This window comes from Arthrobacter sp. StoSoilB5, from assembly GCF_019977235.1.
Lineage (GTDB): Bacteria > Actinomycetota > Actinomycetes > Actinomycetales > Micrococcaceae > Arthrobacter.
Genome location: NZ_AP024646.1, coordinates 4,889,351 through 4,913,172, shown reverse-complemented (window position 1 = coordinate 4,913,172; position 23,822 = coordinate 4,889,351). Strand labels below are relative to the sequence as shown.

Annotated in this window: 26 protein-coding genes; 13 read left to right on the top strand and 13 right to left on the bottom strand. The window is 62.1% G+C overall.

What is annotated here, in order from left to right:
- The first annotated feature begins 414 nt into the window (after positions 1 to 414).
- The 3 genes from LDN75_RS22285 (at position 415) to LDN75_RS22275 (ending at position 3,958) form a co-directional block, all read left to right on the top strand.
- Positions 415 to 1,782: an MFS transporter gene (locus tag LDN75_RS22285; protein WP_223934843.1), complete on the top strand. Its 1,368-nt coding sequence runs from the start codon at positions 415 to 417 to the stop codon at positions 1,780 to 1,782.
- Positions 1,783 to 1,811: 29 nt separating this feature from the next.
- Positions 1,812 to 3,068, top strand: a complete 1,257-nt coding sequence (locus LDN75_RS22280; protein WP_223934842.1) for an aminopeptidase P family protein — start codon at positions 1,812 to 1,814, stop codon at positions 3,066 to 3,068.
- Between the two features lie 86 nt (positions 3,069 to 3,154).
- Positions 3,155 to 3,958 (top strand): IclR family transcriptional regulator, encoded by an 804-nt coding sequence (locus LDN75_RS22275; RefSeq protein ID WP_223934841.1) that lies wholly within the window; start codon positions 3,155 to 3,157, stop codon positions 3,956 to 3,958.
- A 153-nt stretch (positions 3,959 to 4,111) separates the two neighbouring features.
- Here the strand turns inward: LDN75_RS22275 and LDN75_RS22270 are convergent, their stop codons facing one another.
- Complete coding sequence (locus tag LDN75_RS22270; protein ID WP_223934840.1) at positions 4,112 to 4,591, bottom strand: DUF4383 domain-containing protein; 480 nt, start codon at positions 4,589 to 4,591, stop codon at positions 4,112 to 4,114.
- A 156-nt stretch (positions 4,592 to 4,747) separates the two neighbouring features.
- On the opposite strand from LDN75_RS22270, the gene LDN75_RS22265 reads away from it, so the two are divergent.
- The 3 genes from LDN75_RS22265 to LDN75_RS22255 all read left to right on the top strand — a co-directional run bounded on the left by LDN75_RS22265 (position 4,748) and on the right by LDN75_RS22255 (position 6,642).
- Positions 4,748 to 5,719, top strand: coding sequence for a hypothetical protein (locus tag LDN75_RS22265; RefSeq protein ID WP_223934839.1), 972 nt, complete (start codon positions 4,748 to 4,750; stop codon positions 5,717 to 5,719).
- Positions 5,720 to 5,812: 93 nt separating this feature from the next.
- Positions 5,813 to 6,178 (top strand): metalloregulator ArsR/SmtB family transcription factor, encoded by a 366-nt coding sequence (locus LDN75_RS22260; RefSeq protein WP_223934838.1) that lies wholly within the window; start codon positions 5,813 to 5,815, stop codon positions 6,176 to 6,178.
- Entirely contained in the window at positions 6,175 to 6,642 is a 468-nt protein-coding gene (locus LDN75_RS22255; protein ID WP_223934837.1) for an SRPBCC family protein, read from the top strand. Before LDN75_RS22260 ends, LDN75_RS22255 begins: the two co-directional genes overlap by 4 nt.
- Positions 6,643 to 6,661: 19 nt before the next feature.
- Here LDN75_RS22255 and LDN75_RS22250 read toward each other — a convergent pair whose 3' ends face one another.
- On the bottom strand, positions 6,662 to 7,306 hold the full coding sequence (locus LDN75_RS22250; protein WP_223934836.1) for a LysE family translocator: 645 nt from the start codon (positions 7,304 to 7,306) through the stop codon (positions 6,662 to 6,664).
- Between the two features lie 102 nt (positions 7,307 to 7,408).
- Here LDN75_RS22250 and LDN75_RS22245 point away from each other — a divergent pair, with 102 nt between their 5' ends.
- Positions 7,409 to 7,864: an Lrp/AsnC family transcriptional regulator gene (locus LDN75_RS22245; RefSeq protein WP_223934835.1), complete on the top strand. Its 456-nt coding sequence runs from the start codon at positions 7,409 to 7,411 to the stop codon at positions 7,862 to 7,864.
- A 3-nt stretch (positions 7,865 to 7,867) separates the two neighbouring features.
- Here the strand turns inward: LDN75_RS22245 and LDN75_RS22240 are convergent, their stop codons facing one another.
- Positions 7,868 to 8,326: an Lrp/AsnC family transcriptional regulator gene (locus LDN75_RS22240; RefSeq protein WP_223937668.1), complete on the bottom strand. Its 459-nt coding sequence runs from the start codon at positions 8,324 to 8,326 to the stop codon at positions 7,868 to 7,870.
- Positions 8,327 to 8,663: 337 nt separating this feature from the next.
- Here LDN75_RS22240 and gluQRS point away from each other — a divergent pair, with 337 nt between their 5' ends.
- Entirely contained in the window at positions 8,664 to 9,551 is an 888-nt protein-coding gene (gene gluQRS, locus LDN75_RS22235; RefSeq protein ID WP_223934834.1) for a tRNA glutamyl-Q(34) synthetase GluQRS, read from the top strand.
- Positions 9,552 to 9,575: 24 nt separating this feature from the next.
- The gene (locus LDN75_RS22230) at positions 9,576 to 10,700 is read left to right on the top strand and encodes a serine hydrolase domain-containing protein (protein ID WP_223934833.1); all 1,125 of its coding nucleotides are present in this window, start codon (positions 9,576 to 9,578) and stop codon (positions 10,698 to 10,700) included.
- A gap of 20 nt (positions 10,701 to 10,720) precedes the next feature.
- On the opposite strand, the gene LDN75_RS22225 is transcribed toward LDN75_RS22230, so the two are convergent.
- Complete coding sequence (locus LDN75_RS22225; RefSeq protein WP_223934832.1) at positions 10,721 to 11,347, bottom strand: WHG domain-containing protein; 627 nt, start codon at positions 11,345 to 11,347, stop codon at positions 10,721 to 10,723.
- Positions 11,348 to 11,469: 122 nt separating this feature from the next.
- Between LDN75_RS22225 and LDN75_RS22220 the strand changes: the two genes are divergently transcribed.
- Positions 11,470 to 12,252: an SDR family oxidoreductase gene (locus tag LDN75_RS22220; protein WP_223934831.1), complete on the top strand. Its 783-nt coding sequence runs from the start codon at positions 11,470 to 11,472 to the stop codon at positions 12,250 to 12,252.
- A gap of 128 nt (positions 12,253 to 12,380) precedes the next feature.
- Entirely contained in the window at positions 12,381 to 12,917 is a 537-nt protein-coding gene (locus tag LDN75_RS22215) for a phosphohydrolase (RefSeq protein WP_223934830.1), read from the top strand.
- A gap of 10 nt (positions 12,918 to 12,927) precedes the next feature.
- On the opposite strand, the gene LDN75_RS22210 is transcribed toward LDN75_RS22215, so the two are convergent.
- The 4 genes from LDN75_RS22210 to LDN75_RS22195 form a co-directional block, all read right to left on the bottom strand.
- Positions 12,928 to 14,133, bottom strand: a complete 1,206-nt coding sequence (locus LDN75_RS22210) for a HipA domain-containing protein (RefSeq protein ID WP_223934829.1) — start codon at positions 14,131 to 14,133, stop codon at positions 12,928 to 12,930.
- A complete protein-coding gene (locus LDN75_RS22205; RefSeq protein WP_223934828.1) occupies positions 14,130 to 14,372 on the bottom strand; it encodes a helix-turn-helix transcriptional regulator in 243 nt (80 codons plus the stop codon). The genes LDN75_RS22210 and LDN75_RS22205 overlap by 4 nt, the downstream gene beginning before the upstream one ends.
- 122 nt (positions 14,373 to 14,494) lie before the next feature.
- Positions 14,495 to 15,739 carry a low temperature requirement protein A gene (locus LDN75_RS22200; RefSeq protein WP_223934827.1) on the bottom strand — a complete coding sequence of 415 codons (1,245 nt, stop codon included), beginning with the start codon at positions 15,737 to 15,739 and terminating at the stop codon, positions 14,495 to 14,497.
- Positions 15,740 to 15,854: 115 nt separating this feature from the next.
- Entirely contained in the window at positions 15,855 to 17,168 is a 1,314-nt protein-coding gene (locus LDN75_RS22195) for a GNAT family N-acetyltransferase (protein WP_223934826.1), read from the bottom strand.
- Between the two features lie 210 nt (positions 17,169 to 17,378).
- Here LDN75_RS22195 and LDN75_RS22190 point away from each other — a divergent pair, with 210 nt between their 5' ends.
- Together LDN75_RS22190 and LDN75_RS22185 are read left to right on the top strand one after the other, a co-directional pair.
- Positions 17,379 to 18,524: an FG-GAP-like repeat-containing protein gene (locus tag LDN75_RS22190; RefSeq protein ID WP_223934825.1), complete on the top strand. Its 1,146-nt coding sequence runs from the start codon at positions 17,379 to 17,381 to the stop codon at positions 18,522 to 18,524.
- 13 nt (positions 18,525 to 18,537) lie between these two features.
- Complete coding sequence (locus tag LDN75_RS22185; protein ID WP_223934824.1) at positions 18,538 to 19,677, top strand: VCBS repeat-containing protein; 1,140 nt, start codon at positions 18,538 to 18,540, stop codon at positions 19,675 to 19,677.
- A 21-nt stretch (positions 19,678 to 19,698) separates the two neighbouring features.
- Here LDN75_RS22185 and LDN75_RS22180 read toward each other — a convergent pair whose 3' ends face one another.
- The 5 genes from LDN75_RS22180 to LDN75_RS22165 all read right to left on the bottom strand — a co-directional run bounded on the left by LDN75_RS22180 (position 19,699) and on the right by LDN75_RS22165 (position 22,964).
- Positions 19,699 to 19,836, bottom strand: a complete 138-nt coding sequence (locus tag LDN75_RS22180; RefSeq protein WP_223934823.1) for a hypothetical protein — start codon at positions 19,834 to 19,836, stop codon at positions 19,699 to 19,701.
- 595 nt (positions 19,837 to 20,431) lie between these two features.
- Positions 20,432 to 20,554 carry a hypothetical protein gene (locus LDN75_RS24220; protein WP_263422339.1) on the bottom strand — a complete coding sequence of 41 codons (123 nt, stop codon included), beginning with the start codon at positions 20,552 to 20,554 and terminating at the stop codon, positions 20,432 to 20,434.
- Positions 20,555 to 20,673: 119 nt separating this feature from the next.
- On the bottom strand, positions 20,674 to 21,252 hold the full coding sequence (locus LDN75_RS22175) for a S1 family peptidase (protein WP_223934822.1): 579 nt from the start codon (positions 21,250 to 21,252) through the stop codon (positions 20,674 to 20,676).
- A gap of 100 nt (positions 21,253 to 21,352) precedes the next feature.
- A complete protein-coding gene (locus LDN75_RS22170) occupies positions 21,353 to 22,315 on the bottom strand; it encodes a CU044_5270 family protein (RefSeq protein ID WP_263422338.1) in 963 nt (320 codons plus the stop codon).
- Positions 22,316 to 22,367: 52 nt separating this feature from the next.
- A complete protein-coding gene (locus LDN75_RS22165; protein WP_223934821.1) occupies positions 22,368 to 22,964 on the bottom strand; it encodes an RNA polymerase sigma factor in 597 nt (198 codons plus the stop codon).
- Between the last annotated feature and the right edge of the window lie 858 nt (positions 22,965 to 23,822).

The following is a 23,822-nucleotide window of genomic DNA, read 5'->3' as shown; positions in this document are numbered from 1 at the left end:
TGCTCTCTCACGTCCTGCGGCTTTTTGGCGGTTGCTCTCTCACGTCCTGCTGCCGCGGCGGTATGGCCCCAACGCACTAGAGCCCGACGTCGGGCACTCACCGCGAGTCCCCGACGTCGGGCTTTCTTCGTGAAAGTGAGCGAGCGTTTCGCGATGGGCCGCTGGATGTGCGAGAGCATCCGCGGAAAAGGGTTGGGATGTGCGAGAGGATCGCTGGTTTTTGGGCGGTGACTGCAACGCGGTAGCGCTTCTTGCAACAACAGCGGCAAAGGCTCAAAATCGCCTAATGCCCAATGGGAGCCTCGCGAAGCTTCCTAAGACTTTTAAATAGACTCTTGACCGTGACGCGGAACACACATAATCTGGTGCAACAGCGTTGCTTCTAATGCAACCCCAAATATTCTTGGTGGACACATGAGTAATGAACTTTCCTCTGTGGCAGCCGTTCCGGGAGATCGGTCCAATGGCGGACGCGGCACCTCTCCCGAATCTGGCCCCAATCACACAGTCAGCAAGGACACGCGCCGACGCGTAGTCACTGCAAGCTTCATCGGCAACTTTGTCGAATGGTTCGACTACGCCGTCTATGGATACCTGGCCGGCATCATCTCGACCGTCTTCTTCCCGGAGTCGGACCGGCAGACAGCCCTGCTCGCGACCTTCGGTGTCTTCGCCGTCAGCTTCTTCGTAAGGCCGCTTGGCGGATTCATCTGGGGCCATATCGGAGACAGGCTGGGCCGGAAGCAGGCGTTGTCGCTCTCGATCGTCCTGATGTCGGTGGCCACGTTCTGCATCGCCTTGATTCCGGGGTACGCCACTATCGGCGTCATGGCCCCGATCCTGCTGTTGCTCGTAAGAGTCGTCCAAGGCTTCTCCGCTGCCGGGGAGTACGCCGGTGCGTCCGCCTTCCTGGTGGAGTACGCGCCGTCGAACCGCCGCGGACTCTATGCCGCCGTCGTGCCTGCCAGTACCGCAGCGGGACTGCTGCTGGGGTCCTTGCTGGCCGCCCTGCTGAGTTCAGTCCTGACCCCGGAGCAGCTCAACGAATGGGGTTGGCGCCTGCCATTCCTGCTGGCGGCTCCCATGGGCTTGATCGGCAGGTACATACGCACCAAGCTCGAGGACACCCCTGCGTTCCGTGAGCTCTCCGAGAAGGACACCGCAGTCAAGGCGCCGGCCCTGGCAATGTTCAAGACCTACCGGAAGCAGCTCATCATCGCCACGGGCGCAGTGCTGCTGAACGCCGTCGGCTTCTACGTAATCCTCAGCTACATGCCCACATACTTGTCCGTGGAATTGGGCTTCGGCGCGGCGGAGTCGTTCCTTGCCACCACCATCGCCCTGGCAAGTTACATCGGCTTCATCTTCCTGACCGGCATCGCGTCGGATAAGTTCGGCCGCAAGCGCATGCTCATCACCGCGTCTGTCCTGTTCGTGGTGCTGACCGTTCCGGCGTTCATGCTCCTTGATACCCGCAACTTCCTGGTGATCGTCCTTGTCCAGATCCTGCTGGGCGGAATGCTCACCCTCAACGACGGCACCCTGCCGAGCTTCCTGGCCGAACTCTTCCCGACGAAGGTGCGTTACACGGGCTTCGCTGTCAGCTTCAACCTCTCCAACGCGTTGTTCGGCGGCACTGCGCCGTTCATGGCAACGCTCCTCATCGGCATGACCCACAATCAACTGGCCCCAGGCTGGTACCTCGTGGCTGCCGCCCTGGTTTCCCTCATCGCAGTCCTGTTCGCCGCCGAGACTTCCAAGAAGCCACTGCAGCAGGACTGAAACCAACCCACCCATTGAAAGGAACCACCATGACCATCACCGAGAACGAGGCCATCAACGATGTGGCCAAGCTCGAACGGCTCAAGGTCCTCAACAACGGCGAGAAGGTCTCGCTGACCTTCTCCGACGCAGAGTTTGAGCGTCGCCTCGCCGGACTTCGCAGCATCATGGCCGAGAAAGACCTCGACGCCGTAGTCCTCACCAGCTACCACTCCATCAAGTACTACTCTGACTTCCTCTTCACCTACTTTGGCCGCTCCTACGGCATGGTGGTGACCAAGGATGACACCGTCACCATTACGGCAAATATCGACGCCGGTATGCCTTGGCGCCGCAGCTACGGCGACAACCTCGTGTACACGGACTGGCGTAGGGACAACTACATCCACGCCATCCAGGAAGTCCTGCGTACCCGGGGCATCAACCCGCGCCGCATCGGCGTCGAGGATGACTCCCTGCCGCTGGATAACCGCAACAAGATCCAGGCCGCGTTCCAGGAAGCCACCCTGGTGGACGTTGCCCAGGCTGCGATGCGCCAGCGCATGATCAAGTCGGACGAGGAAATCGCTGTCATCAAGCACGGCGCCCGCATCGGCGATCTTGGCGGCGAAGCCATCCGCAGTGCGATCACTGCCGGCATCACCGAGTACGAGGTCGCCCTGATCGGCACCGAAGCCATGGTGCACGAGATCGCCCGCACGTTCCCGGACTCCGAAATCCGTGACACCTGGGTCTGGTTCCAGTCCGGCATCAACACCGATGGCGCGCACAACTGGGCGACCACACGGAAGATCCAGGAACACGACATCCTGTCCCTGAACTGCTTCCCGATGACCAGCGGCTACTACACCGCATTGGAGCGCACCCTGTTCTACGGGGAACCGGACGCCCGCTCCTTGGAACTGTGGAACATCAACGTGGAGGTCCACAAGCGGGGCCTGGAACTCATCAAGCCCGGGGCCGTCTGCAAGGACATCGCCGCGGAGCTCAACGAGATCTATGTCGGCCACGGACTCCTGGCCAACCGCACGTTCGGCTATGGCCACTCGTTCGGTGTCTTGAGCCACTACTACGGTCGCGAGGCCGGCCTTGAGCTGCGAGAAGACATCGATACCGTGCTGGAACCAGGCATGGTGGTTTCCATGGAGCCGATGATTACGGTGTTGGACGGCCAGCCGGGTGCTGGCGGTTACCGCGAGCACGACATCCTGGTGGTGGGCGAGGATGGCGCGGAGAACATCACCAAGTTCCCGTTTGGCCCTGAGTACAACATCATCGGAGCCTAGGTGGACCGGCCGGTGTGCGCAGTGCACGGCGTCCACCGGCCCAACGCTGTCCCTGTCCCTGAGCTTCAGCCAAATATAGTGAACCCATGACTCCCACGGAATCCAACGACGTCTCAGGCAACGGCGAAGCCAAAGGTACCTCGGTCATTGTCAATGCCATCGCGGTCCTGCGGAGTTTCAGTGCCGACGAGCCGCTTTTGGGGGTCACTGAAATCGCAGGGCGCGTCGGCCTGCACAAGAGCACGGTTTCCCGCATCCTGGCTACGTTGGAGCAGGAGCATTTGGTGGAGCGCGACGTCGATTCGCGCAGGTTCCGCTTGGGGCTGGGCATGATCGCCATGGCGGGCCCGCTCCTGGCGGAACTCGAAGAGCGACGCGTGGCATATCCGGTGCTGCGGGAACTGACAGAACGCACGGGTGAGACAAGCGCGCTCATGGTCTGGAATGGAAGCGAATCCATGTGTGTGGAGCAGATCCCCAGCCGCCATCAGGTCAAGCACCTCGCCCCGCTGGGTGTCCGCTATAGCGAGGCGCTTAGCTCTTCAGTGCAGGTTTTCCTGGCCGCCGAGGACCAGGACCGCGTCCGGAATTTACTGCGGAGTGGTGCCATCACCCTTCCCGGCCTCGATGAGGAAGCTATGGAGGCGTACCTGCAGCGGTTGGAGGACTCCACAAAGCGTGGCTGGGCAGTGAACTTTGGAGAGACGTCCATTGAGGAAGTGGGCGTGGCCTCGCCGGTCTATGACCACAGGGGAAACATGGTGGCGTCCGTGCTCATCCCCGCACCAAAGTTTCGGGTCTCGCAAGATACGCTCAACAGCCTCGGTGAAGCCTGTGCCGATGCCGCGGCCAAGGTCACCACACGCCTGGGTGGCCGCGCTCCACGGTAACGCCCATCAAGCCGCAGCGAGTTGGCATTTGATGACAGTCCCGAGGCCTGGGATTGTCATCAAATGCCAACTCGGCGCGGAAGCAAAAGAACGGCGACCGTTCCCGCGAAGGGTCCGACCGCCGTCGTTGTTTGAGCTGGCGTACGCGAGGTATTACATCCTCCGCCGTGCCGCCGTTGTCTCGTCCATGGCATCCCTGCCCAGCCAAGCACCCAAACCGATCATGGCCACGCCGAGGATCAAGTGCAGCCAGTTGTCAGCGGTGTTGAACGGAACAAAGTTGGCGCCCGTTTCCTGATTGATGATCAAGCCGTAGATCCAAAGAACGATATAAACGGCGCCGCCGCCAATGAGGAACAGTCGAGCCATGCGTGCTGTCCTTGCCATGGCCAAACCGGCCACGCCAAACAGCAAGTGCACGATGTTGTGGAGAATGGACACTTGGAATACTCCAAGCAGCATGGCGCCGGATTCATGTCCCGCGAAGGTCATGGCGCCGTAATTGGTGGTAATACCTGGGATAAAGCCCAAGACACCGACCAGCAGAAAAACAATGCCAACGCCCATGGCGGTGTTGTGAAGAGTCAACCCCATCGCATGATGGTGTTCGGTGGGGTGCGAAGCGGTGGTCATGAAGTCCTCCCTTTCACGCTGTTACACGGCTCTTCTCATGGAGAGCCGTCCCGCGGCAAGGGGTGTCGGATAACCTTGCCGACGCCGCCATAATACTCCTGAAATGCCTCCAAATGCAGGGGATAGGGCCAGTTAGGTGCCAGTTAGCATGGGTTCATGAGCCAAGCTCCAAACGGGGATTTCCAGGCGATCTTCCATGACACGCGGGACCTCACTCCCTTCCGGGAAGGATACGTTCGCACGCCGGTCCGCGGGTTGGCCGACGGCGTGGGTGAGGTGCTGTCCGGCGTCCTGAGTGGCCGGGATCCTGCCCGCCTTTCCGTGGTGGGCGATGTTCCCCGGTTGAAGCGCTTGTCCACCAAGCCTGCCAAGGCTATGCACGAGGCTGTTTTCACTGCTACTGAGCCGGATCGGCTCATCTCGCTGGGGCGCCTTTACCCCGGGTGGGCGGGCTTGTGCTACGTGATGGCGGGATTGTTGGCGTACAAGCACGGTGGGTATCTGCGGGCATCGGAGTTGCTGCGGCGCGGCTTAACAACAAGGATCGACGACGACGCGAGCCAGTTCTCGGCGCTCTACCTTGGGCAGGTGGTTACCCGGGTGGAGGTGGCCGAACGCATCGAAGTCCCGGTTTTGTTCAGCGAAGAGTCCGTGTTCCTGGCGCTGGCGCATTGCCTTCGGGAGATGGGGATGATCGAGTCGGCGTTGGAAGCCGTGGTGGGTTTGCCGCCGTCGTTGCCTTCGGCCTTGGCCCGCTGCACCGCGGCGTTTGCGCTGGGCCGGCACCGGGACGTGGTGATGTGCACTGAGGGCTTGTTGAATACCGATGACCTCTCGGCGGCCTTGCTCCTGATCCGGGCTCGATCGCAACGGGCGCGTGGCGACTTCGAATCGGCCCAAGCGGCGCTGAAAGAGGTCCTTCGGCGGAGGAAGACCAGCCTGGCTCTGCGTAATGATGCCCTCACGGACCGCGCCCTTCTCGCATTGGACCAGGGTCGCCGGACCCTGACTCCCCGTTCCAAGCGCCCCGCCCCGCCGGCAGAGCTGGAGACACTGGAAGTGATCCGCAAGGATGCAGAGATGCGTCGGCTGTGGGAGAACGACTTCAGGCAACTCAGCGGCGAATAAAGACATTGTGCAGGCGCCGATGTAAGCGTAATCTTGTAATCAACCAAATGATTGATAAAGCATTTGGTTGATAACGAAAGGTCGCGCAGGGTTATGGATCCAGACGCTCTGGACAAGGCGTTCATGGCCCTTGCTGATCCCGTCAGGCGGGGAATTGTCGCCCGGCTGTCACGGGGGGAGGCAACAGTCAATGAACTGGCAGAGCCGTTCGCCATCACCAAGCAGGCTGTTTCAAAACACATCCAGGTCCTGGAACGTGCAGGGTTGGTGACCCGCTCGCGCGAAGCCCAACGCAGGCCCGTGCACCTGGACGCAGCCGCGCTCGAAGAGCTGACGGCATGGATAGACCAATATCGATTGATCGCCGAGCGTCGCTTCCGGCTACTCGACGAACTCCTGGCCGAAACGGGTCCTGATCCCGCAGGGATCCCAAGTAAAGAAGAAGAGGAACTGCAATGAGCAATCCAACAGCAATCACCGCTGATGACGGCGTTCCGTTCGTAGATACCGTCCGCGAATTCGATGCACCGGTCAGTGCAGTGTTCAAGGCGCACGTGGACCCGGACCTCCTGGCCAAATGGCTTGGTCCGCGGGACGCCAAGCTCAACGTCACCGAATACAACGCAACCACCGGCGGCAGTTGGCATTACGAAAGTGGTCACGAGACCGCCATGTACGGATTCCGCGGGGTCTTCCACACGGTAGACACAGACGCGCTGATCATCATGACCTTCGAATTCGACGGCGCCCCGGGCCAGGTGGGCATCAGTACCACCAGGTTCGAGGAAATCGATGGCCGAACCAAGATCGTCGTCCACGAGGTCTACCCATCGGTGGAAGCGCGCGACATGGCGCTGGCAACGGGCATGAACTATGGCGTGATCGAATGGTACGAGCGGCTGGACGAGGTTCTTGCCGCCTAGGCTGGGCTGGCCCTCGCTGCTACGCGCCCCGCACCACAAGGGGAAGGAGTTGCTCCGTCAACAGCACTGCTCCCAGCCCAATCATGATGATCCCGCTGGCCAGCGTCACCACCCGCGCGGCGCCCGGACGTGAAGCGAGCAGCTTCCGCGAGGTCAATGCGACCCCGGTGTACACCACGCCGGCGAGGATCACGAAGGTCAGCCCTAGCAGCCCCGACTGAACAGGAACAGGAAGTGCGGCTTCGGGGCTGACGAATTGCGGCACCAGCGCCACAAAGAACAACAGGCCTTTGGGGTTGATACCGCTGGTGCCCATGCCTTGGAAGAACGTCCGGAGCTGGTTGCCGGACTGCACGACGGCGCCTTCCGCACTGAAGGTGGCCCCTCGCCAGGAACGGATAGTCCCGAAGCCGAGCCACAACAAGTAGGCGGCGCCGGCGATCGTGAGCCAACCCAGCAGGCCGGGCACTCCCGCGAGCAGGGCTGCCAGGCCTGCCGTCATAAGCACGGTGTGAATCACATATCCGCTGCATAGCCCGGCGACGGCGGGCACGAAGCTGCGCTGGCGAAGTCCGGCCGAGATCGAGTAAGCCCAGTCGACGCCGGGAGTGCAGGCCAAGGACACTGCGACGAGCATGAAGGCGAGGAACAGCTGTGGATTCACGATCTCTCCAGGGGTGTAGTGGTAGGAAAACTCTAGGGAAAATCCGCCCATAAGTGTTCCCCGATTTATCCCTGAAACCGGTGATTTGGGTAAGATCATTGCGTGATTGACAGGATTGATAGAAGTATTTTGCGCCACCTCCAAGAGGATGGCCGAATGACTGCCACTGCCTTGGCATCAAAGGTGGGTTTGACGGTTGCTCCGTGCCATCGCCGGCTCCGGGATCTGGAGACTTCCGGAGTTATCCGGGGTTATCGCGCGGACGTTGATCCAGCAGCGGTGGGGCTCGGATTCGAGGCAATTGTTTTCGTCACGCTCCGGCAAGTGGAGCGCACCATCATGGCGGAGTTTGAGGAGCGTGTCACCGCAAGCCCCAACATCGTTGAGGCTCAGCGGCTGTTCGGCTCGCCGGACTACTTATTGAAGGTCATCGCGGCCGATCTCCCTGCCTATCAACGCTTCTATGACGACGAGCTTGCAGCCCTCCCGGCTGTTGAGCGTCTCACTTCCACATTGGTGATGAAGAACTTGAAGACCAACATCGGGCCGCCGGTCTGAGCGCTATTCCTTCAGCAGTCCGGTTGTCCGGTAGGGAATCACTTCGCGCAGGAACATGCTGGTGGATGTGCGCACGATTCCCGGGCAGAGCCTGATTTCTTCCGAGACGCGGTAGAGGTCATCCGGGCTCTTGGCTACCACCCTGATGATGAGGTCTGTGTCGCCGGCAGGGGCATGGCATTCGAGCACCTCCGGGATTTCCCGCAGGGCAGCGATGGCTTCATTGAGGTGGCTCTGGTCGAGTTCGGCGCTCACAGCAGCGGCCACACCCCGGCCGAGTGCCGAGGGCAGCACACGGCTGCTGTTGGCGCGCAATGCCCCCGATGCCGTCATCCGCTCCAGTCGCGACTGGACAGTGCCGCGCGCCAGGTGCAGTTTCTGGGCAAGGACCATGATGGGGACGCGGGGATCCTCATCAAGTGCGGCGATGATCCTGCGGTCCGTAGCGTCGAGTTCCTGCAAAGTGACCACTTCCTGTCTTCGAATTCAACTGTGATTAGTCAGATCGACCACTCAATGCCACGTCTGTTGCACCTACTGTATGCGTACTGCTGAAATAGTGACAACGAAGCAGGGCGAGGCTACCGCCGGATCCCGCAGGCAGCAGGCACCTGGAACACCACCCGGACCCCTGTACAGGTTTCCCGCAAGGAAGCAGCCGCTGATTGACTCTTGTTCACAGCATTGTCATTCCGCACCCGCCCGCCTGTCGGGCAGCACAGCAAGAGCCCCTGAGCCACCGGATCGTTGCGGTAGCTGAGGGGCTCTTGTGGTGTGTGCGGACGCATAGGCTTGGACCATGACGTCTGCAGGCCGCTTCGCCCCGAGCCCTTCCGGGGAACTGCATGTAGGCAATCTCCGCACGGCCATGCTCGCGTGGCTCTTCGCCAAATCGACTGGCCGCGACTTCTTGCTGCGCGTTGAGGACCTTGACCGGGTCCGGTCCGGCGCGGAGGCGGAGCAGCTGCGCGACCTGAAGGCTGTAGGCGTCAGCTGGGACGCCGCCGTCGTACGTCAGACTGAGCGCGGACGGCTGTACGAGGACGCAATTGGGCGCCTGACTGCCGAGGGCCGCACCTACGAGTGCTTCTGCACGCGCCGCGAAATCCAGGAAGCGCCGTCTGCGCCGCACTCTCCGCAAGGTGCCTATCCGGGTACCTGCCGCAGGTTGTCGGAGGCCGAGCGCGAGATACGGCGGGCGTCGCGTCCGGCGTCCATACGCCTGCGATCGGACGTCGATGAGTGGGCTGTTGAGGACCAGTTGCACGGCCACTACGTGGGTGTGGTTGACGACTTTGTGCTGCGGCGTAACGACCACGTGATGGCCTACAACCTGGCCGTCGTAGTAGACGATGCCGCCCAGGGAATCGACCAGGTGGTCAGGGGCGATGATCTCCTTCCGTCCACTCCGCGGCAGGCGTACTTGGCCACCCTTTTGGGGTTGCCAGTGCCGGAGTATGCCCACGTTCCGCTGGTGGTAAACCACGACGGCGTGAGGCTGGCAAAGCGCGACGGTGCGGTGACGCTGGGCGACCTTGCCGCCGTCGGAGTTTCAGCCGAGCGCGTACGCGACCTCCTCCTTGAGTCGTTGGGACTACCGGCTGGTTCCTTGCAGGATGCCGTCCCGGAATTCGACCCTGGGAGGCTGCCGAGGGAGCCTTGGGTGTGGAAAACGCCCATGGCCTGAGTGCGTGCCAAGTAGGCTGTCTGGATGCATTCACAGGTGATCGCCCCAGGTTTCGAATCCGTTGCTGAGCTCTTCGGCAGTTTCCTGGAACAGGACCCCGACTATTCTGCCCAGGTTGCCGCGTACCACCGCGGCGAGAAGGTGCTGGATCTCAGCTGCGGACCGCACGCCCGTCCTGATTCCGTCACCGGTGTTTTCTCGTGTTCCAAGGGCATGGCCGGGCTGGTCATGGCGCTGCTGGTCCAGGACGGCGAACTGGATCTCGACGCGGAAGTGGTCAAGTATTGGCCGGAGTTCGGTGTTGAAGGAAAGGCGTCCATCACCGTCTCCCAACTCCTTTCGCACCAGGCCGGATTGTTGGGCGTCGAGGGAGGCGTGAGCCTTGAAGAAGTCAATAATTCCGAACTCGCGGCCGCGAAGCTCGCCAAACTTCCGCCCCTATGGAAGCCCGGCGCGGCGTTCGGCTACCACGCCCTGACAATTGGCATTTTCATGGAAGAGCTGTGCCGGCGAATCACCGGTTCAACGCTCCAGGACGTCTTCGAACAGCGCATCCGGTCCGTGACGGGTGCCCACTTCTACCTTGGGCTACCGGAGGTTGAGGAAGAACGCTTCGCGCCTTTCCGCTGGGCGGCCGACCCCGCGTCGCCGTGGGTGGACCCGGCCAGCCACTTCGGTTTGGCGGCCAATGCTGCAGTGGGCGACATCCTGGATCTTCCGAACATCCGCGAGGTCCGCGCTGCGGGTATGAGCTCGGTAGCCGGTGTTTCCAGCGCCGAGGGCATGGCCAGGATCTACGCTGCGGCGGTGACAGGGTTGGCGACCGGCGGCCAAACCGCCGTCGCACCTCTTCTCACGGAGGAGACCATCCGCAGGGTTTCAGCTGAGCAGGTGTTCGGGATCGATCGCGTCTTCGGCGAGACCGGTTGCTTCGCCACGGTCTTCATGAAGTCGCACAGCCGGATGCCCTTCGGCAGCTACCGCGCGTTCGGGCACGACGGCGCCAGCGCGTCTTTGGGGTTCGCGGACCCTGCGTATGAACTTGGCTTTGGATACGTCCCGCAACAGGCCGAGCCCGGAGGAATTGGATGCAACAATCTCCTGCTCAGTTCGGCCGTCCGGGAGGCGATTGCAGGGCTTGCCTTGTAGTTTTCTTGCACCTTGGCAAATCACGAGCCGGTAGTTTGTGCGGGCTGTGCTGCTGGAACCCCGGCGGCCATGCCCGCCCACAGCGTGTCAGTGGTCGCAGCAACAACGTCCTCAACACTGTTGCCGTCCAGCTGCTTGGCTGCCGCCAGGAGCGCGGCGCCATGCAAGCTCACGAAGCACACCATGGCCAAGGTTTCTGTGTCGCCCGGGGCCAGGGCCCCGTCATCCTGTGCCTCTGCGATGAGGGCGCGGGCTAGGTGGATCCCTTGTTCGCCGATGTTCCGCAACTCAGTGCTGGATCCGGGGTGATGCTTGGTGGAGTACATGACGGTCAAGAGTGCCGGGTGGGAAACGGCGAAGTCCACATAGGCGGTGGCCACGCTTGCAAAGCGCTGACGAAGGTCGTCCCCGGCGTGGGCAGCCGCGAGTATGCGCTGGTTCATCAACTCAAAGCCAGCCAGCGCCAAGGCGTCGATGAGGGCTTGCTTGTCGCGGAAATGTTTGGCCGGCGCGCCGTGGCTGACGTTAAGGTCCCGGGCCAGCTGCCTCAAGGAGAGTCCGTCGACGCCCGCTTGCTCAATGGTTTCCATGGCGCGCTCCAGCAGCGCTTCACGCAGCTTGCCGTGGTGGTAGGGCTGGTCAGTCATGAAGATAGTTTAGCGGAGAAGTAGTCATTGACAACAATGTAGACACTGCCTACGATGTTGGCATTGACTACTTCGAGTCAGGCCGGCGTATCCGAAGCCGGAATTTACAGATTGGAACCGCCATGACCTATTCCGGTACCACCGCGCTGATCACAGGCGCCAGCTCCGGGCTCGGCGCAGAATTCGCAAGCCGCTTTGCCGCGCGTGGCTCCAACCTTGTCCTCGTGGCACGCCGCGCGGACCGCCTGGAAGAGCTGGCCAAGGAATTGCAAGCTGAACATGGCGTAGCCGTAACAGTGCTCCCGATGGATCTGGGCCGCGCTGGTGTTGGCCAGGAACTCGTGGCAGAAATGGCCAACCGCGCAATCACCGTGGATACCCTGGTCAACAATGCAGGGTTCGGAACCCGGGGTGCCTTGGTGGACGAAGACCCGGACGTCATCGCGTCCGAGATCGCACTCAACGTGGCTGCCCTGGTGGACATCACCCGGGCCTTCCTGCCGGGCATGCTCTCCTCCGGCAAGGGTGCTTTGGTCAATGTCGCCAGCACCGCCGCTTTCCAGCCCATCCCCGGCATGGCCGTCTACGGGGCCACCAAAGCGTTCGTCCTCAGCTTTACCGAGGCCGTTGCCCACGAAGCCAAGAGCGCCGGGCTGCGTGTCCTTGCCCTCTGCCCCGGTGCCACCCGCACGGAATTCTTCGAGGTCCTCGGCAGCGAATCCGCGGCAGTCGGACGCATGCAAACCTCAGCGCAAGTTGTGGAAACAGCACTGAAGGCACTGGACCGCCCCGGAACTCCGGCAAGCGTTGTGTCCGGCTGGGCCAACCGGATCGCAGCAGGTCTCGCGCAGCGCTTGCCCAGGGCGCTCGCCGTGGGCATCGCCGCCCGCGCTGTGCAGGAATAAGACCTGTCCAGGAATAGGACCTGTGCAGGAGTAGTGACTGGCCGCGATAGGCGCTGTGCGGAACTTTGCGGATAGCCTGAAGAAAGGTCCGATCCCTGTTCGGTGCCTATATCTATCCGGAGGCCAGTATGACCGAATCACGCTTCACCGTTGAGACGGCGAAGGTACTCGCCGAGGTGGCCCACAACCGCCAAAAGGACAAGCTCAAGCGCCCTTACCGGGAGCATGTCCTGGCAGTGGGGGACGCGCTCGCCGACTTCGACGAGGACATCCAGATTGCGGGCTACCTTCACGACATTGCCGAGGACACTCCCATCACGCGGCAAGCCCTGTTGGAAATGGGCGTCTCCGAGCGGGCCCTTGCCATCATCGAACGCGTCACGCGCCGCTTCCACGACGACCCCGACGACTATGAAGCAGGGATCCGGTTTGTGGCCGAGGACCACGACGCCACTTTGGTCAAGATTGCCGATAATGCCCACAATTCCTTGCCTGAACGGGTACAGGCGTTGGCAGAGAAATGGCCCGATAAGCCGCCCATGACCCGCTACGCCGACGCCCGCCCAGTGCTCTATTCGGCCGTGCCGCGGGAAGAAGTTGAGATGATCCTGCAGCGGATCAACCCGCATCTGCTCCGGGAGCTGGACGAGATCGTTCCCGATTAATCCCGGTGCGTCAGGCCTCCAGCAGGCGCCGACGATGCTTGAGTTCTTTCGTCCAATCTTTGGTTTGCCTCGCCGCGAAGGGCGAGGCACCGCCGTCGAGGTCGCTGATCAACGAGGCGGTGGCTTTGAGGGCGACGTCCACTGAATGTTGGGCCGCCCGCTCCGTCAGCCCGAGCTTCACGGCCCAAGCGAGGAAGTGCTTGCGGGAGATGCCGGTTTTCTTCCCACCGACGGCCAACGCCAGCGTCTTGTCTCCGTAAACCACTGTGGAGGGGATGTCGTAGACCGGGGCGATGGTGAATTCGCGTGCGCCAAGAACTCCGGGCGCCTCCACCATCGAGACGTTCTTGGCGTGGAGATCACCATTTCCCGTCAGCCAGGCAAACGCCAGTTGGATGACCAGATTCCGGAGTGCCGGGAGGCGGGCAGGGCAATGCCTGGCCAGCGCCGAACAGACTTCGCCGAAGGGAACGCTGTATTTGTCTGCAGGGTACAGCCCCAGGATCTGGGCTCCATCTTCCACGGCCAGCCGCAGCGGTGAGCCGTCGGCTGCGGTGACCCGATCAAAACGCTCCACCAGAAGGCCCGCCCGGCCGCCGACGTCGTGCACCAACTGCACGTTGCTCACAGGAATCCGCAGCCGACGCGCGTAACGGAACATCAGGAACTCGTTTTCCACAACGGAGGGGAACTCCGGGGCGTTGAGCTTAAGGATGTACCGCTTGCCCGCCTGCGCCACGGGGAGTGAAATCATTCCCGCAGACAACTTGTCCTGCACGCCCGCCAGGGCCACGGGATCGATCAGTCCGGAATCTCCCAGCAAGGCATCAAAGTCCAGCGGCAGTTTTGGGTCAAGCACGACGGCGGCGCCCCCTTCCGCCAGCGCCTCGCCGTGAGGGACCGTCTGGACATCGCCCACGGCGTCGCCGCCCGCTGCCATGAGGAGGGCGAGTTCGTCGTCCGCGCTCGCCTTGACGCTGCGCCGTAGCGAGTTGAGCCGCCGGCCCTCAGGCAGCAGGCCAGTGAAATAGGGCGGGACGGCACCGCTCGGCGTGAACACGGGCTCGGCGCTCACCGGCAGCGTCGTTGCCACGGCGGGTAGGCCGGCGTCGAGGTAGCGAGGGAGGTAGCTGAACTTGGTGCCGCCCTCATGCCGTTCGAGGCGCGCTGCCAGAATGCCCTGCTTGTAGACGTCGGCGATGCGGTGGAAGGTCATCTTGCTGTCTCAGAAGCCGCAGGCCTGCCTGCTTGGCGGAGGGAAAGTTCCAAGCCAAGGGTGTCAAGGACAGCCAAAAGGGGCTCAAGCTGGACCGTGCTCTTGCCCGTTTCCACGAATCGAACGAACCGTTCTGAAACGCCTGCGAGATCGGCGAGGTCCTGTTGGCTAAGGCTCAACGAGGCACGGCGGGCGCGCACTTCAGTGCCCAAAGTGGCCATGAGGTTAGTGGCGGCCATGAGATCCTCCCGCTGTGAATCGGCACGAACGTTCCGATTTCTTCAGTTTGCCTCCGTCAAGGCAAGGAAATCAAGCAGTGCCACAAGGAATCGGCACGAACGTACCGGATCATTGGGGGAGTTCAGCCCGCCGCCGCCTCCAAGCGCCGAAGCGCTGCAGCACGGCCTTTGTGCCCTCGGCGTTCGTCGAAAGCAATCGAGAGCCCCAGCACCACCATCATCTCCAGCATGCACAGAGGTACGGACGCGCCCGCGGCGGCCATGGCGATGCTTCCCGCCAGGGCGATCACCACCAGCATCGAGCTCCAGAGGAGCTCGCGGTCCGGGCCGAGCATGATGCTGTAGAGCGTGGTGAGCGAGACCTTGAAAAGAATGATCGGGATGGCGATGGAGGCCACTGCGCCGGCCGCCGGGATGTCTGCCTCATGATCGATGAAGTACGCGGCAACGTGGAGTCCGGCGCCGGTGGCAGCGATGGCTGCAAAAAGGGGGAGGTGCCCGTAGCCGAAGATCCACGAGCGGTGACGCTGTACGTGAAGGGCCGGGCCTGAAGGCAGGATGAAGTAAATCCACCACATGGCGAAGGCCAACCCTGTCCCGCTCAATCCAACCAAGGCAGCATCCAAGGTCCAACCGTGGAGGGCAACGATTGCGCGCAGCGTTTCAATGGCGCCGATCAGGCACTCGCCCAGGGCAATAATGGCCAGGAGACCGTAGCGTTCGGCGATGTGGTGGGCATGCCAAGGGGTGCGGATCTTCCGTTCTGCGAAGTATGGCGCCGCCATCTCCAAGATGAACAACGGGGTTGCCATGAGGAAAGTAGTGGCGACGCTCGCATCAATCACGAGGACCGCGACCCACCCCACTTGTACGAGTGCAACGTATTTTGCGTACCGCAAACACGTTTCACGGCGTGCAGGGTCCTGACGGGCAGCGCGCAGCCACTGGAAGATCAGGGCCACGCGCATGATGATGTAGCCGAGCAGGATAGCGACGTTGTCCACGTGCTTGCCTTCGATGATCGAGTGGAACATCGGCTCTATGCCCATGGCCAGGATGAGCACGCCCACCATTTGGACCATGGTGACCACCCGGAACACCCAGTCATCGGTGTCGTATGCGCTGGCGAACCATGTGAAGTTGATCCAGGCCCAGATCACGGCAAACATGGCGAAAGCGAACGCAAGGAGTCCTGCCCAGAAATGCGCCTCCGCCACTGCATGGGCGAACTGGCCGCCGGCAACCCCGAAGGCAATAACAAACGTCAGGTCGAAGAAGAGTTCCAGCGGGGTAGCTGTGCGGTGCTTTTCGTGGGGATCGCGGCCGCCCATGCGGGCAAGGGCATGGCGAAGGGGATTCGTGGACATGGGTCAAAGATTACCGGTGCAGCTGTTCCCGCGCCGAGATCGCCGGAGAGCGTCCGAATTCGCCGGAACGCTCCGGCGAACACGCAGCATTCCGGCGAGCTCGCGGATGGAGCCCCTAAACACGTCCCAGCACATCGATGTCTTCGAGGAACTCCTGGTACACCTCATCGCTCACCGTCGTGCGGGTATCGGCGATGGCGTCGAGGTAGTCCTGTGTGACCGGCCCCTTCCGTCCGTTCGATGAAACGGTGGACGTCGCACCCGAAGTAGCGGCGTCGTCGTACACGGCCTTTTCCAAGGCGCGCTGGGACGCGCTGCGCGCGGCGAACTCGATGTCCGCCGGCGAGAAGCCCTGGGTGCGTTCCACCAACTGGGCAATGTCGACGTCGTCCACAACGGTGGCAGGGATGAACCGCTGCCACATTGCCTCGCGGGCGTGGACGTCCGGCAGGCCGATGGGGATGACGTAGTCGAACCGGCCATGGCGCAGGAACGCGGTGTCCAGGGCGCGAATGAAGTTGGTGGCGCAGACCAGGAGACGGCCTGGCTGTTCGCGGAAAGCCGGGATGATCTTGAGGAGCTCGTTGGTGACGCCCTGCAGCGGCGACGGGGGATCGCCCGCGCGCTGCGAGGCGATCTCCTCCACTTCGTCAATGAACACCACGGCGTGTTCCAGCTCGGCGATTTCCAGGAACGTCTCACGCAGCGCCCCCGCGAGGCCCTTGGGATCAGATGCCAGGCGCGACGGGAACACCTCCACGAATGGCCACTCGAGCCGCGACGCAATAGCCTTGGCGAACGTGGTCTTGCCGGTGCCCGGAGGACCAAAAAGCACGACGGCGCGCGGCGGCACCACGCCGTACTCGTCGGCGAGGTCCGCCTCCGCCAACGGGAGAACCAGACGGCGTTCCAACAGTTCCTTCTCGCGCTTCATGCCCGCCACGTTTTCCCACAGGTCGCGGGCCAGGATCCGGCCACCCAACAGGCTCAGCGGCTCCAGCTCCTGGCGCTGCACGGGAATGGTCCGCTCGAAGTAGCGCAGGTTCTTCTTCACCACGAAGCCGCGGCCAAGGAACGCTTCAACGCGGGTCTCGGTTTCGGGCATGAGCGCGGACAGCTTGTTGAGGCCGTGCGGAGCCATGCGGTTCTCGACGGCGGACAGCAAAGAAGTGCCGATGCCCCTGCCACGGAACTCCGTCAGCGTGGCGAGGAAAACGACCCAGCCTTGGTCATGCGCCGCACGTCCAACAGCGGCGCCAACCACTTGGTCGCCCTGGACGGCCACCACTGCATGGTCCTTTTCGCACGAGGCAAGGACCTCAGAAAGTGCGTACACGGGCTCGACACCATCGGCCTTGAGTGACTCCCAGAGGTGCAGGATGCCGTCGAGATCGGACGAGTGGAAGTCCCTGATACGCCAGTTGGTCATGGGGTTTCTCCTGGGTGTGCTTGGTGGATCGCCGTTGATTCCTTGGAGTTGAGCATAGGCGAACCACCCGTCCGGTACGTTGCGGGCCCGTTGCGTTACGGCGAACCCACGACGGCGGCCTGTCGGCACCCGCTTTCGTCCCGGCGTCGCGCGTGCCATCTAGGATTGGCGCAACAGACCGGTTGTGGCGAACGTTGGCGAGGGGGAGCCGTGGGCTTGTTTTCCGGGAAGACGATCAGCGCGGCGTGCCTGATGGCTGCGTTGCTGGTGGGCACAACCTTGGCGCCGGCACACGCAGCGGACACGCAGGACGTGAAGGTCTATGGCCACCCGGTCGTGGGCGCTGTGCTGTCCGTGGAAGGCGCGCCGGCCTACTTCGCCAACTGCGGCGGGAACGGTGAGCCCAGCTATTCCATCCAGTGGCTAAGGGACGGCGAGCCCGTGGAACCGAGCCCACCGTATTCCGGCAATTTCTACGCCCTTGAAGCCGACGACGTCGGAGGCAGGCTCTCCGCGATTGTCACGGGGGCACCAACCAACTGCGCCGGTCAGGAAGTGATCACCGACGAATCGGCCGAGATCCGCAAAGAACCAATGCGGGCGGAGGGCTTCACGGGCCGGGGGGTCTTTGAGCTGATGGCGCGCCGCCGCGATGGAACGCTCATGATGTACCTGGGCAGGGACGATGTCCAGGGCTGGCAGGAAACCCGGCAAGTAGGACCCGGCTGGGACGTGTTCACCAGGATCTTTGCCGCGGGAGACTTCACCACGGACAGCATCAGCGACCTTATGGCCACAGATGGTTCCGGGACGCTGTACCGCTTCCAAGGGACGGGTGATGGCGGGTTCTATACCTTCCGCTATTCCGTGGGCTGGGGGTGGAACAGCATCGACAACGTGGTGGGTCCCGGCGATTTCAACGGAGATGGCCTCAACGATCTCCTGGGCAGCGAGGCGAACGGTGACCTCTACGTCTTCCCCTCGCATCCGTGGGGCGGTTGGAGTCCCAGGGTGAAGGTAGGCCACGGCTGGGACGTGATGGACCTCCTGATCGGACCGGGTGACTGGGACGGCGACGGCAACGTGGACGTGCTGGCCAAGGACAAGACGGGGAGATTGTATTTCTACGGCGGTGACGGCCACGGCGGCTGGACCACCGCTCGGCAGATCGGGCAGGGTTGGAATGCGCTGACGATGATTGGCAGCGCAGGAGACTTCAACCGGGACGGTTTCAATGACGTCCATGGCGTGAATGCCGCTGGCGATCTGGTGATGTACTACGGCGACGGACGCGGCGGTTGGAAGGGCGTCGAGACCGTCGGTTGGGGCTGGAACATTTTCAACGGGCTTTACTGACCGGGGGTGGAAGGTGTCGAGAAGGAAATCAACTGCTACGGCAGCGCTGCTGGCGCTGGCAATCGCCGTTTCGGCACTTGGACCGGCCTCCGCAGCAGATGCGCCGGACGTCAAAGTATCGGGCAGCCCGATCGTGGGCGCGGTGCTGATCGTCGACGGGGCCCAGGAGTACTTCGAAGGCTGCGGCGGAAACGGGGACCCTGGATACTCCATTCAGTGGTTTCGCGACGGGGACCCGGTTGCACCGGATCCCCGCTATACCCCATACCTCCATGTCGTGAACCTGGACGACCTCGGCGGACGGATCTCTGCGGTCGCCAGTGGTTCACCCACGAAGTGTGCCGGCCAGGTAGTGGTGACGCAGGAAACCGCAGTTGTAGAACGTGCCCCACTACGGGCTGCCGGGTTCACAGGCCGCGGAGTCTTCGAACTGCTGGGCCGAACCCATGACGGGACACTGATGCTTTACCTCGGCAAGGACACATCGAAGGGATGGAAGGAAAGCCGTCGGGTGGGCCCGGGATGGGGATTGTTTACCAGGGTCATTGCCGGGGGCGACCTAACCCACGACGGCATTGCCGATCTGATGGCCGAGAACACCTCGGAGACGCTCTATCGGTTCCCGGGAACAGGCGACGGCGGATTCCACACTGATAACGCCCAGGGCACCTGGGAGTGGAGCGCCATGGACAATGCGATTGGGCCCGGTGACTGGAACGGCGACGGACTCAACGATCTGCTGGCCAGCGACGCAACTGGCGATCTCTTCATCTTCCCGTCCCAGCCCTTTGGCAGTTGGAGTCCCCGGGTCAAGGTGGGCCAGGGCTGGGACGTGATGGACCTCCTGATCGGACCGGGTGACTGGGACGGTGACGGCAACGTGGACGTGTTGGCCAAGGACAAGACGGGCAGGCTGTATTTCTACGGCGGCGATGGCCACGGTAGCTGGACCACTGCTCGGCAGATCGGGCAGGGTTGGAATGCGCTGACGATGATTGGCAGTGCTGGCGACTTCAACCGGGATGGCTTCAACGACGTCCACGGCGTCAACAGTGCCGGTGACCTCGTCATGTACTACGGCGATGGACGCGGCGGTTGGAAGGGCGTCGAGACCGTCGGTTGGGGCTGGAACATTTTCAATGGGCTCTACTGAAACGCCCAACCAAAGCAGCCCCTACTGGACCGGCCGCAACCGCAATCCTTGCATGCCGCCGTCGACGGCCAGGGAGGTTCCCGACTTCGAGCGGGTCGCGAAGGTCCGTTCCACAGCGGTCTGCAGCGCTGATGCCTCGCCGCGGGTCCGCAAGTCCACGGGCCGTAATCCCTGCAGAGCAGGGAGGGGATCATCATTCACAGCGCGTCACAGACTCATCTATGTTTGTCAAGGCGTTGCCGTTGCTGAGGCATTGAGCGTGCGGTAGATCTGGCCAAGCAGTAAGAGCGGCCATAAAGCCAAAGATGGGACCGATATTCCGTGGACAGGTTATCGATAAAGCCGTGAAAACGGCCGCTCAACAGGATTCTGCGCTCAGCCACCTGTGGGTCTAGCGAGCAGGAGAATACGGTCCTGACTTCCACGATACTACGAGCACCTGGTGGGACGTTACGCCTCCGGGGCTGTTGGGGCCAGAACGTTAAGGCCTACTCCACTCCGTTCGGCAGCGGAATAGGCTTGTTTACACAATGACTTTGAAAGCACTGCAACAACAGGGGAAACCAGAAGACGGCCGCGCTTTGGCGGGGGAGGTGCTTCGGTTCCTCCACGGCACGCGAGACGACATGCCTGCGAGCGTTGGAATACACGATGGGCGGCATGACCTGAGGGGGCTGGCACTGCCCGGACCTACGCTTGGCCCTACTGTGGTCGCCGGTGGTAACACTGCGGCTGTTCTGCCAGGGCAGTAGATTCAGTCGTCGACGAAAACCCGGAAGAGCCGCCGCAGCACAGATTCGGGATCCTCATGCATGGTAAAGAGCCGTTCGCGGACTTGGTCGACGGTGGGCAGGTTGCCGTGACGAATTGAGAGCATATTAAATGGATGTCCTCCTAGCTGCATTGGTTCTCTGAGCAGCCAGGAGGACATCCCATATTTAGTTTGTACTAGCGAGCAAACACGTTTGCCCAGCTACCCCTTCCGGAGACGCCCACTTAGTCGAGGATCAGCTGCGCACCATCGGCGGCTGTGAGTACGGGCGGGAGCTCGTTGCTCGGGCTTGGAGGCATCAATTCTTCCTCTGAAACTGTGCCACGAGCTGCGTACGCTGGCCAGAAGTTCATGCTCGCTCCCCACTGACTCAAAAGAGTGTCTATGGGGATGTAGCAACCGAGAATGGAACCGTTGTAGTTAAGGGCGCCGACGTGCATGCCAACAGCTCGCAGACCTTGGCTGTCCTGTCGCCAAACGGGACCGCCGGAATCACCTCCGGCTCGGGCATAGTTGGCGCAGTAGACGTAAACTCCGTTCCAATCCAAAAAGCGGTATTGGATCGTTCCTTCAGTCCAGCCTGTTGTATTGCCCATCTTGCCGACCGTAGTGCCGAGAGTCTGATCAGCACTGGGCATCTTTCCCGTTACATGCCCGCTGCCAGGAGCATTCCCTGTCTTCGGATCAACAATGGTCTGGTACACGTCGACGCCGGCGTCGGGTCGAACGAGCCCGGAGTCACCGTCAGTGCCGTTGTACTTTCGGTACTCCAGCGTGCCGAACTGGGCGCCCGTGCCGGACACCCGTTCCCCCACAGAAGCTCAGTCCCTCCACTTGGGGTGGTCATCCCCCAAGTGCGACCGCCCCGCCGTGATGTGCGGCAAATCTCCCTGGCGCGACAGCTTAGGGAGCGAAGTCCACCACGGAGGTCCTCAGCGAGGTCCACGTCGTGACGGTCCCCGCGGGATATCCGGGATAGTCCTTGAGCAACACGGACTGTACCCCGATGACCAGACCTGAGGCAGGATCGATAACGATGTTCGCTCCCGTCACTCCGTCAGATGCAATACCGATGGCGATGCCTGTGCGGTCGTCGATCATTGCGTGCCTGTCAGTCACCGTAACGCCGGGAATCAGGGCAGCTGCCTTGTATAGCGCGGCGCGCAGGTCAGCCGGAACGACTCCTGTCCGCAGGCCGTCCGCGATTGCCGTGAAAGCCTCACCGTCGGGGGACTTCCCGGCGCCCTTGGTGCGTTCGTAGATCAAATCCAGCAGAGCCCGTGGATCCCTAGGCAGACTCGCGGCCTCCCTTAACGGCGTACCAACGATGACGGTCGGCTCACTCCCATAGAAGACGCCGCCCGGGGAACGCAGAATCCCGACGAACTCAGGTTGCCCATCCGACTCGGCTTCCTGAGCCTTACGGACCTCGTCTGGCAGGGCCTTGGCTTCCTCGCTCGGCGAGTCCAAAATCAGGCGAGGTTCCCGGTTCCAGACCCATACATCTGCCCTGTCGGCTGGCACGTACATCTGGCTGTTTGTGGTCTCTTCCCATCTCACGTCGCTTACATCGGCAGCCTGCCCGCCCGTTCCAAAGACCGACCTCGTTGCGATCTTCAGATACTGGCCGGGTCCCACCACAGGGTCGGACGTTTGAATGGTTGCAGCGGCGGCGTTGTTCAGCACCTCGGCCGCCTCTGCTGTGGTTCCCGGACCTCCAGGTCTGACGACATCGGCAATGACGATACCGCCGACCAACAGCGCGGCAGCGGCAGAAGCGAAAAGGGCACGTCGCCGGAACCAGATGGGTGTAACGGTGGGTTTCCGCTGAGGTGCTGAGGTGACGGACGCTTGCACTTTGGCCATGACTTTTTCCCTGCCCCGGGCCAACTTAGCAGGTGGTGCTGAGCCGACATCGCTACGCATCTCGCGGAGCAGCTGAAGGTCGTCCATAGTGGTTCTCCGTTTCGGTAGGTCTTTCAAGGTTGAGCTGGGCTCGAAGTGTTTGCCGCGCACGGTTCAAGCGGGAACGAACCGTCCCGATCGGAACGCCCATGGCCTGGGCAATGCCTTCGTAAGTCAGATCAGCCCATGCGTAGAGCAACAACGTTTCCCGGTCGATCGCAGCCATATCCCGGAGGGCTTGAGCAACTCTCCCGGTGGCTACCTTGGCGTCGACCTCAGCAACGATCCGGTCTGAATCGTCGGCAGTTTTCTCGCGCTCCGCGGACCTGGCGGCCGCCTTGAGGACATTGGCTTCAGCCCGGTGATGTTGTCGAAGCAAGTTGGTAGCGATGCCGAACAACCATGGCCGGGCGTCGTCCCGGCTCGTGTCGTATCTTTCCAGATGCTCCCAAGCGACCAAGAAGGTTTCAGAGGTGACGTCGTCTGCGGCGAATTCCCCGGCTCTTCTGGCCGCATACCTGTAAATGGCTGAGGCATGCCGATCGTACAGCTCCCCGAAAACTGCGGGGCTGTCCCGGGACCGCCTGATGATTTCGCTGTCTGTGCTCACACTATGTATTGACCGCTGGCCACAAAAGAGTTCACGCAGCGGCCCTTCTTCCTCCCTTGGACCTCGATCACAGACTATCCGTGCCTTCGGATCTCATCTGGGACGCCGCCTTACTCAAGCACTTTGACAAGGTGCAGTGACGAACCGTCCCACTTGGGTTCGTAGTAGGAACCGCGTGGGAGCGCATGCGGACCGGGGAGGGTTTGGACGAGTTTCGCAGGGCAACGGCAACTGGTGGTTGCAGTGCAGTGGGATGGAATCGGCCGCGGACCCTTCGTTTGGTTGCAAGGATTGTCCTCCGCTTTGCGCCGGCCTGTAAAGCACTTGGTTGCCTTACATGCGGCTGGGCTGTTGTCCGTACAAGGCCACTTGTCGCAGCCGCCTGGGGCCCACTCGGACACCCTTGGCCATCAGTCGGTCGCTGCCCAGCTGTTCCGGCCCGTCACTCGCCCGGCATCTGCCAGCAGACCGAGCAGACAGGGCGTCGCTCGCTACGCTCACCCGTGCCTGGCACAAAGCGACATGCCACACAAGCGACAACCGATGGGTACCCGGTAGGCTACACAGGAGGCCGCCCAAGTGGTAGTGAGCTTTTGCTCTCATCGGGACGATATCCAGCCTCCCATTGTCACTCGGTATCCAACCTCAAGCATGGACGAGGGGCACGACAGGATAACCACGCCGGGTCGGCGTGGACGGCTCGCAGTGGGCACAGCCAGCTTCAAGGCCAGGGGTTTCGGCGCCTGCCTAGGAAGGTTCGAAGTCCCACTGTCCATCTCTCTTCCTGACACAAGTGTCCCGCCTGGAATTGGGGGACCAGGCGGGACTTCCCCCGTACCAACCCAGCCTGACAGTTTC

Excerpts from the sequence above, each read along its gene's own strand:
- LDN75_RS22285 (WP_223934843.1), top strand. The coding sequence starts at position 415 with ATGAGTAATGAACTTTCCTCTGTGGCAGCCGTTCCGGGAGATCGGTCC.
- LDN75_RS22280 (WP_223934842.1), top strand. The coding sequence starts at position 1,812 with ATGACCATCACCGAGAACGAGGCCATCAACGATGTGGCCAAGCTCGAA.
- LDN75_RS22275 (WP_223934841.1), top strand. The coding sequence starts at position 3,155 with ATGACTCCCACGGAATCCAACGACGTCTCAGGCAACGGCGAAGCCAAA.
- LDN75_RS22270 (WP_223934840.1), bottom strand. The coding sequence starts at position 4,591 with ATGACCACCGCTTCGCACCCCACCGAACACCATCATGCGATGGGGTTG.
- LDN75_RS22265 (WP_223934839.1), top strand. The coding sequence starts at position 4,748 with ATGAGCCAAGCTCCAAACGGGGATTTCCAGGCGATCTTCCATGACACG.
- LDN75_RS22260 (WP_223934838.1), top strand. The coding sequence starts at position 5,813 with ATGGATCCAGACGCTCTGGACAAGGCGTTCATGGCCCTTGCTGATCCC.
- LDN75_RS22255 (WP_223934837.1), top strand. The coding sequence starts at position 6,175 with ATGAGCAATCCAACAGCAATCACCGCTGATGACGGCGTTCCGTTCGTA.
- gluQRS (WP_223934834.1), top strand. The coding sequence starts at position 8,664 with ATGACGTCTGCAGGCCGCTTCGCCCCGAGCCCTTCCGGGGAACTGCAT.
- LDN75_RS22230 (WP_223934833.1), top strand. The coding sequence starts at position 9,576 with ATGCATTCACAGGTGATCGCCCCAGGTTTCGAATCCGTTGCTGAGCTC.
- LDN75_RS22225 (WP_223934832.1), bottom strand. The coding sequence starts at position 11,347 with ATGACTGACCAGCCCTACCACCACGGCAAGCTGCGTGAAGCGCTGCTG.
- LDN75_RS22220 (WP_223934831.1), top strand. The coding sequence starts at position 11,470 with ATGACCTATTCCGGTACCACCGCGCTGATCACAGGCGCCAGCTCCGGG.
- LDN75_RS22215 (WP_223934830.1), top strand. The coding sequence starts at position 12,381 with ATGACCGAATCACGCTTCACCGTTGAGACGGCGAAGGTACTCGCCGAG.
- LDN75_RS22210 (WP_223934829.1), bottom strand. The coding sequence starts at position 14,133 with ATGACCTTCCACCGCATCGCCGACGTCTACAAGCAGGGCATTCTGGCA.
- LDN75_RS22205 (WP_223934828.1), bottom strand. The coding sequence starts at position 14,372 with ATGGCCGCCACTAACCTCATGGCCACTTTGGGCACTGAAGTGCGCGCC.
- LDN75_RS22200 (WP_223934827.1), bottom strand. The coding sequence starts at position 15,739 with ATGTCCACGAATCCCCTTCGCCATGCCCTTGCCCGCATGGGCGGCCGC.
- LDN75_RS22195 (WP_223934826.1), bottom strand. The coding sequence starts at position 17,168 with ATGACCAACTGGCGTATCAGGGACTTCCACTCGTCCGATCTCGACGGC.
- LDN75_RS24220 (WP_263422339.1), bottom strand. The coding sequence starts at position 20,554 with ATGCTCTCAATTCGTCACGGCAACCTGCCCACCGTCGACCAAGTCCGC.
- LDN75_RS22170 (WP_263422338.1), bottom strand. The coding sequence starts at position 22,315 with ATGGCCAAAGTGCAAGCGTCCGTCACCTCAGCACCTCAGCGGAAACCC.